The organism is Idiomarina sp. UBA4206, assembly GCF_002383015.1.
GTDB lineage: Bacteria > Pseudomonadota > Gammaproteobacteria > Enterobacterales > Alteromonadaceae > Idiomarina > Idiomarina abyssalis.
Genome location: NZ_DFTS01000014.1, coordinates 59,347 through 63,641 on the forward strand (window position 1 = coordinate 59,347; position 4,295 = coordinate 63,641).

A 4,295-nucleotide genomic window follows, 5' to 3' on the forward strand; every position below is an offset into this window, starting at 1 on the left:
GCCTGGTATCTGGCAGGGTTGGTTTTCAAGTGGTTAAAAGCTCAGGGCGGATTAGCTGCTATGGGCGAACGTAACCATTGTAAAGCCCAGCTTATCTATGACTTTGTTGATGCTTCAGATTTTTACAGAAACAACATTAATCCTGCTTACCGTTCAATCATGAATGTGCCTTTCCAGTTAGCCGATGACAAACTCGATGCCGACTTTTTAGCCGGTGCTAAAAAGGAAGGTTTATTAGGGTTAAAAGGGCATCGCTTTGTTGGTGGCATGAGAGCCAGTATTTATAACGCAATGCCGGTGGAAGGCGTAGAAGCATTGCTAAGTTATATGGCTGATTTTGAACGTAAGCTTGGCTAAATAAATAGAATAAAAAAGGTAGTGAATCGCTATGGCAGAATTCAACGCATTAGAACTGGTTAATCCCGGAGTTAAACAATTACGTCCGTATCAGGCGGGCAAGCCAACATCCGAATTGCAGCGTGAGTTAGGTTTAAAACACGTGGTTAAGCTGGCTTCAAACGAAAACCCATTGGGCTTGAGTGAAAAGGTCAAAACGGCTCTGGAAGCTGAGTTAACAGATTTAGTGCGTTACCCCGATGCTAACGGTTATTACCTTAAAAGTCGTCTGGCAGAACTCAACGAGGTCGGTACGCAACAAATTACTCTGGGTAACGGCTCTAACGATGTTTTAGAGATTTTAGCTCGTACCTTTGTGTCAGATAAAGACGAAGTTATTTTCTCTCAGCATGCGTTTGTGGTGTATCCGCTGGTTACTCAGGCTATTGGCGCAAAACCTGTTGCCGTTCCTGCGGTAGATTATGGCCATGATCTTGATGGTATGGCTAAAGCCGTTACCGATAAAACCAAGATGATTTTTATTGCTAACCCCAATAATCCAACGGGTACATTTTTATCGACTTCTGCACTGAAAAGTTTTCTGGATAAAATACCGCAAAATATTATCGTGGTTCTTGATGAAGCTTATTACGAGTATGTGCCAGAAGAAGAGCGGGCGCCATCGGTTGAGTGGATAAAAGATTACCCTAACCTGGTGGTTAGCCGAACCTTTTCTAAAGCCTATGGGTTAGCCGGTTTACGCGCAGGTTATGCCGTAAGTCATGAGAGCGTAGCCGATGTTCTTAACCGTATTCGCCAGCCATTCAACATGAATTCGCTGTCACTTAAAGCGGCGGAAGTGGTACTGGATGATCATGCCTATTTGCAAAAAGCGGTTGAGTTAAACGCACAGGGCATGAAGCAGCTAACTGAGTTTTGTGAAGAATTAGGCCTTAACTATATTCCTTCTTATGGTAACTTTTTGACCATAGAAGTCGGGCCCGATGCCGGGAAACTCTATGACGAACTTCTGCATGAGGGCGTTATTGTACGTCCTGTTGGTGGCTATGAGTTGCCTAATCATTTACGTGTCAGCATTGGCCTGCCTGAAGAAAACCAGGCTTTTATTAAGGCAATGAAAAAGCTGCGTGGTTAATTCTATTCATTTGGAGCCGCGACAGCATTGTCGCGGTACTGTCACTTTACCCGGCTCAAAAAGTATTGCTAACCGGGCACTGCTTATGGCCGCTTTATGCCAGACTCCCGTAACCTTACACAATTTACTGGTCAGTGATGACACCAGTCGTATGCGTGAAGCTTTGCTTGCTCTGGGTGTTAGCTTTAAAGACGATGAACTTACAACTCAGGTTGAAGGTTTAGGTGGTCATTGGCGTCAGGCTTCCTCTGAACTTTATTTAGGTAATGCCGGAACAGCGATGCGACCGCTTATTGCCGTGTTATCAGCGACGGCAAAAGAAGAGCAGGCACCTATGGTTCTGAAGGGCGATGCCCGAATGCATGAACGACCGGTTCAACACTTAGTTGATGCTTTGCAAATGCAGGGAGCGTCAATTGATTACTTGGGCGAGTCGGGCTTTCCACCACTCGCTATTTCACAAGGTTTAGCCCCGGGCAAGTTTGAAATTGATGGCTCAGTATCCAGTCAGTTTATTTCGGCGTTACTTATGGCGCTTCCTCTGTTGCCCGGTGATTCAACCTTAACGCTAAAAGGCGAGGTGGTTTCCCGACCTTATATTAACTTAACTCTGCAAATGCTGGCGGACTTTGGTATTTCGGTAAAAGAGGAGTCTCCTCAATGCTATGTCATTGCCGGAAAACAAGTTTATCAGTCGCCCGGAGAATACTGGGTAGAAGGTGATGCCAGTGCGGCCTCCTACTGGATGGCTGCAGCATTATTAGGGGGAGGTCCGGTTGAGATAATAGGCGTCGGTAAAAACTCGATACAGGGCGATAAACGTTTTGCTGAGGTAATAGAGCAAATGGGAGCCTCTGTGGCTTACCAGGACAACAGCATAACAGTTACCGGAACGGGAATAGTCAAAGGCATCGATCAGGACTTTAACGATATTCCAGATGCGGCAATGACGGTTGCACCATTAGCACTTTTTGCTGATAAACCTACAACCATTCGTAATGTGGCTAATTGGCGCGTTAAAGAAACCGATCGCCTGTACGCTATGGCAACAGAATTGCGCAAACTGGGTGCCCTAGTAGAAGAAGGGCGAGATTACCTCTATATAGAACCGATTAAGAACTGGCAACACGCGTGTATTGATACTTATGATGATCACCGCATGGCAATGTGCTTTTCACTTGCGGCGTTTTCACCTGCCGGCGTTACGATCAATGATCCGGATTGCTGCGCTAAGACCTATCCCAACTATTTCTCTGAGTTTTCACGGCTCTGTCACAGTTAACTCATAGACTTGCTGACTTTGATTAATGCAATTTTTTTACAAAGGCGTATAATTGCGCGGCTAAATGCTGCGTAATGCAGAGCAATTAGAGGATTTTATGGCAACTCATATTCCAGTCATTACGATTGACGGGCCGAGTGGGGCAGGAAAAGGAACGATAAGCCGACTACTGGCAGAGAAGCTAGGTTGGCATTTGCTGGACAGCGGCGCGATTTATCGCGTGCTGGCATTAGCGGCTTTGCATCACGATTTTACGCCGGAAGATGAAGAAAGTCTGGTGGCTTTAGCGGCGCACCTGGACGTGAAGTTTGAAGCAGAAGAAGAACGCTCATTAACGCATATCATTCTTGAAGGTGAGGACGTCACCATGACGATCCGAACTGAACAGGTGGGTAATATGGCATCTAAAATTGCCGCTCTTCCAAGAGTGCGAGAAGCGCTTCTTCGCCGTCAGCGTGGCTTTAAAGAGCTTCCGGGGTTAGTAGCCGATGGGCGCGATATGGGAACCGTTGTGTTTACCGATGCCGATGCCAAAATCTTTTTGACGGCTTCAGCCGAAGAGCGCGCAAGGCGACGCTTTGAGCAATTGAAGGAAAAAGGTTTTGATGCTAATATTGATCAATTAGTGAACGAAATAAAAGAACGAGATGATCGAGATACGAATCGCTCGGTGGCCCCACTAAAGCCAGCCGAGGATGCGTTATATCTGGATTCCACCGATACGCCGGTAGACGACGTGTTGGAACAAGTATTGATGTTTGCTCATAGCAAACTCTCAAAGGCTAGCTAGGGTCATGTGACCTTAATTAGGCGTCTGTTGTAAGGAAGCAAACAGACTTTTTTAATAACCCCGCTGTATACGGAAATTCAGTGGACGTCTTATTTATAAGCGAAGTTAATCACTATGTCAGAAAATTTTGCAGAATTATTTGAAGAAAGCCTAAAGGAAGTTGAAACACGCCCGGGCTCCATTGTTAAAGGTACTATCGTTGCCATCGAAAAAGATTTGGTCTTAGTAGACGCGGGTCTTAAATCAGAAAGCGCGATTCCAGCAGAACAGTTCCGTAATGCAGAAGGTGAATTAGAAGTCAGCGTCGGTGACGAAGTTGATGTAGCCCTTGATGCAGTAGAAGACGGCTTTGGTGAAACCATTCTGTCTCGCGAAAAAGCGAAACGTTACGAAGCATGGCTGCAGCTTGAAAAAGCACACGAAGACAATGCAACCGTTATCGGTATTATTTCTGGTAAGGTTAAGGGTGGCTTCACAGTAGACTTAGGCGGCGTTCGCGCATTCTTGCCTGGTTCACTGGTTGATGTACGTCCAGTACGTGAAACAACGCACCTGGAAAACAAAGATTTAGAATTCAAAGTTATCAAGCTTGATCAAAAACGTAACAACGTTGTTGTGTCTCGCCGTGCTGTTATCGAGAAAGAGAACAGTGCAGAGCGTGAAGAGCTGCTTGAAAACTTGCAAGAAGGTCAGGAAGTTCAGGGTATCGTTAAGAACCTGACTGACTACGG

The 4,295-nt window shown here is 45.8% G+C and carries 5 protein-coding genes; all 5 read left to right on the top strand.

Features of this window, described 5'->3' with window-relative positions; all coding sequences use genetic code 11:
• A partial coding sequence (locus B3180_RS02925; protein ID WP_286842934.1) for an aminotransferase class V-fold PLP-dependent enzyme occupies positions 1 to 357 on the top strand: 357 nt, incomplete at its 5' end.
• Between the two features lie 31 nt (positions 358 to 388).
• Positions 389 to 1,492, top strand: a complete 1,104-nt coding sequence (hisC, locus tag B3180_RS02930) for a histidinol-phosphate transaminase (RefSeq protein ID WP_278358668.1) — start codon at positions 389 to 391, stop codon at positions 1,490 to 1,492.
• On the top strand, positions 1,485 to 2,774 hold the full coding sequence (aroA, locus tag B3180_RS02935; protein ID WP_222236938.1) for a 3-phosphoshikimate 1-carboxyvinyltransferase: 1,290 nt from the start codon (positions 1,485 to 1,487) through the stop codon (positions 2,772 to 2,774). The genes hisC and aroA overlap by 8 nt, the downstream gene beginning before the upstream one ends.
• Positions 2,775 to 2,871: 97 nt before the next feature.
• Positions 2,872 to 3,564 (top strand): (d)CMP kinase, encoded by a 693-nt coding sequence (gene cmk / locus B3180_RS02940; RefSeq protein WP_054488516.1) that lies wholly within the window; start codon positions 2,872 to 2,874, stop codon positions 3,562 to 3,564.
• A 114-nt stretch (positions 3,565 to 3,678) separates the two neighbouring features.
• Positions 3,679 to 4,295 (top strand): S1 RNA-binding domain-containing protein (locus B3180_RS02945; RefSeq protein ID WP_286842938.1); only part of this gene is annotated, 617 nt, incomplete at its 3' end.

What these genes read in the sequence shown, in the direction of transcription:
- hisC (WP_278358668.1), top strand. Translation starts at nt 389, where the DNA reads ATGGCAGAATTCAACGCATTAGAACTGGTTAATCCCGGAGTTAAACAA.
- cmk (WP_054488516.1), top strand. Translation starts at nt 2,872, where the DNA reads ATGGCAACTCATATTCCAGTCATTACGATTGACGGGCCGAGTGGGGCA.